Origin of the sequence: Pantoea sp. ACRSC (assembly GCF_022346785.1) — a bacterium.
GTDB lineage: Bacteria > Pseudomonadota > Gammaproteobacteria > Enterobacterales > Enterobacteriaceae > Pantoea > Pantoea alvi.
Genome location: NZ_JAKRNN010000051.1, coordinates 1 through 3,269 on the forward strand (window position 1 = coordinate 1; position 3,269 = coordinate 3,269).

Here is a 3,269-nt window from a genome sequence, read left to right on the forward strand (position 1 = left end):
TCTGGTGCGTACCGGGTTGAGAGGCGGTGTATGTGAACTGCAGTTGCCATGTTTTACGGCAGTGAGAGCAGAGATAGCGCTGATGTCCGGCGGTGCTTTTGCCGTTACGCACCACCCCGTCTGTAGCTGAACAGGAGGGACAGCTGATAGAAACAGAAGCCACTGGAGCACCTCAAAAACACCATCATACACTAAATCAGTAAGTTGGCAGCATCACCGACAGCATCAGGTTTACTGACTGAACGTTGTATTTCATCGGGCAAAAGGTGGCTGTAGCGCTGGCGCCATGTAAACAACAGATTGTCATTAATCCCGTGCTCTCTGGCCAGTTGGGCCATGCAGGCTCCAGGCTGATAAGATTTTTCGACAAGTTCCAGTTTAAAGTCCATGGAGTAAGACGCACGAACCCTGCGGGGACGAAGAGAATCTGACATTGATAGAGTCCATTAACGTTTATAAGAGGACTCTATCATCGTCAATCACCGGAAATTTCAACAGACGGTACTGAGATGACGCTTACGTATATATTTCCCAGAGCGTAATCCTGCTTGCTTGTTTTTGATCACTATTACTCACCCCTTTTCATCCTCCCAGGAAAACTGCACCCGGGAGGAGTTCATAGGACCAGCGGAGAGGCACACTTAAAAAAACCACACAGGAAGGATCCCGTAATGAAACTCGCTGTGTTTGCGTCGTTGTTGGTCCCCGGGATGGTCTTTGCCGCCTGGACCACCGCTGATTTCCCTGCCTTTACCGAAGAAGGCCCTGGTCGCTTTATCAGCCAAAAAGTAATTGAAAAGGGTACCCGTCCACTGCAACTTAATGTTGATCAGCAATGCTGGCAACCTACAGGGCCAATCAGGCTCAACCAGATGCTTTCGATGGAACCCTGCCACAGCCCGCCACCACAGTGGCGCATTTACCGGGATGGCCTGTATAACCTGGTGATCGATACCCGTTCCGGCACTCCGACGATGATGATTTCGCTGGAAGAAAAAGCAAGCAGCTCTGCTGCGGTATCTGTACGCCAGTGTCCTAAGTGGGATGGTAAACCTCTGACTATTGATGTCAGTAAAACTTTCGCCGAAGGTAGCAAGGTGCGTGACTTTTACAGCGGCAACATCGTTACTGTCAGTGGCGGCAAAGTCACGCTGCAGCCTGCTCCCGGCAGCAACGGTTTATTGCTGCTCGAACGGGCCAGCACAGACGCTGACGCTCCCTTCAACTGGCACAATGCCACCGTCTATTTTGTACTGACTGATCGCTTCGCTAACGGTAACCCGGCCAATGATAATAGCTATGGCCGTCACAAGGATGGTATGCAGGAAATAGCCACCTTCCACGGGGGTGACTTGCAGGGGTTAAGCAGCAAACTGGATTATCTGCAACAGCTTGGTGTTAATGCCTTATGGTTAAGTTCGCCGCTGGAACAAATTCACGGCTGGATCGGTGGTGGTACCAAAGGAGACTTCCCGCACTACGCCTATCACGGCTACTACACACAGGACTGGACGAAGCTGGATGCTAACATGGGTACCGAAGACGATCTGCGTCATCTGGTAGACGAGGCCCATAAACGCGGGATCCGCATTTTGTTCGATGTGGTGATGAATCATACCGGATATGCCACCCTTGCTGATATGCAGGAATTTCAGTTTGGAGCCCTGTATCTGAAAGGCGATGAACTGAAAAAGACACTCGGTGAGCTCTGGACTGACTGGATACCAGGTAAGGGCCAGACCTGGCACAGTTTCAACGACTATATCAACTTCAGCGATAAAGCAGGCTGGGAGAAATGGTGGGGTAAAAAGTGGATCCGAACCGATATTGGCGACTATGACAGTCCCGGTTATGACGATCTGACGATGTCGCTGGCTTTCCTGCCAGACCTGAAAACCGAATCGAAGGTAGCCTCAGGCCTGCCTAACTTCTATCACCTCAAACCGGACACGGCAGCAAAAGAGATCCCTGGCTATACACCACGTGACTACCTGACCCACTGGCTGAGTCAATGGGTACGTGATTACGGTATCGACGGCTTCCGTGTGGATACCGCCAAACATGTTGAACAGGACGCCTGGCAGCAATTGAAAACGCAAGCCAGCGCAGCGCTGGCAGAGTGGAAAAAGGCCCATCCTGATAAAACACTCGATAATGCACCATTCTGGATGACTGGCGAATCCTGGGGCCATGGGGTGATGGAGAGCGAGTATTACCGCCACGGTTTTGATGCGATGATCAACTTCGATTATCAGGATGAGGTGGCGAAAGCTGCCAACTGTATGGCGAATATCGACCTCACCTGGCAACAGATGGCTGATAAGCTACAACGCTTTAATGTGATGAGCTATCTCTCATCCCATGATACCCGCCTGTTCCGCGAAGGCGGCAGCACAGCGGCAGAACTATTGCTGCTTGCGCCGGGTACCGTACAAATTTTCTATGGTGATGAATCGTCGCGGCAATTCGGTCCCACCGGATCCGATCCAATACAGGGTACGCGTTCGGATATGAACTGGCAGGATATCAGCGGGAAAGCTGCGAGTAACGTTACTCATTGGCAGAGAATCGGCCGGTTTCGTGCACGCCATCCTGCTATCGGGATGGGAAGACAAACAACCTTATCTCTTCCTGGTGGTTACGGTTTCGTACGTGAAAAGGGCGACGATAAAGTGATAGTGATTTGGGCAGGGCAGCAATAGAAATAGTGTGATGAAGCTACGTAGCTACCGCTTGACGTTCAAGACGGTAGCTACGGGCGAGGTGCGGTCCGGGGCATATGCGGATATGCTATTTAACATAATAATGATTTTGAGTAGTCATGTATACCATTGATATTCAACTAGTAATGTCCGCCTGGGAGATGCGGATGTTTTCCTGGACTGTTATGTTGTGATCCCCAGATGCTGCCGGTACTTCACCGAACTCATTGCACCTAATGATTATTTTGATTCGACTCTCGTTATACCAGCGTATGCACTTGTCCAGGCGGCACATAAAATATTCCAGCGCTGTGCTCGAACAGTTCCTTCGGTAGTACATTTCATTTGTGTACCCGCCCGAAGAAGCCTTTACACGCCGCATTATCTGACGAGCAACCTTTGCACGGCATGGATCTTATAAGACCCGATACATTGATACGATCCAGCTGAAGTGGTCAACAAAAACTGGCCACCGAGTTAGAGTTTTTCCAGTATCGGTTTTCCGATTCGTTTGGGGGTAACCCACCGTTATACCCATGCGGCCTTAGCGAGCTGTAATACCCGACG

At 50.6% G+C, this 3,269-nt stretch carries 3 protein-coding genes and 1 pseudogene; 1 reads left to right on the forward strand and 3 read right to left on the reverse strand.

Annotated features, from left to right (window positions below):
* Both MHZ97_RS22190 and MHZ97_RS22195 read right to left on the reverse strand, forming a co-directional pair.
* The coding region (locus MHZ97_RS22190) for an IS1 family transposase (RefSeq protein ID WP_001396981.1) at positions 1–163 on the reverse strand (163 nt) is incomplete at its 3' end.
* Positions 164–191: 28 nt separating this feature from the next.
* Positions 192–434 (reverse strand): transposase, encoded by a 243-nt coding sequence (locus tag MHZ97_RS22195; RefSeq protein WP_082170591.1) that lies wholly within the window; start codon positions 432–434, stop codon positions 192–194.
* 237 nt (positions 435–671) lie between these two features.
* On the opposite strand from MHZ97_RS22195, the gene MHZ97_RS22200 reads away from it, so the two are divergent.
* Positions 672–2,702 (forward strand): alpha-amylase, encoded by a 2,031-nt coding sequence (locus MHZ97_RS22200; protein WP_048785050.1) that lies wholly within the window; start codon positions 672–674, stop codon positions 2,700–2,702.
* Between the two features lie 183 nt (positions 2,703–2,885).
* On the opposite strand, the pseudogene MHZ97_RS22205 reads toward MHZ97_RS22200, so the two are convergent.
* Positions 2,886–3,157 (reverse strand): annotated as a pseudogene (locus tag MHZ97_RS22205) (IS3 family transposase); the annotation flags it as partial.
* Positions 3,158–3,269: the final 112 nt, after the last annotated feature.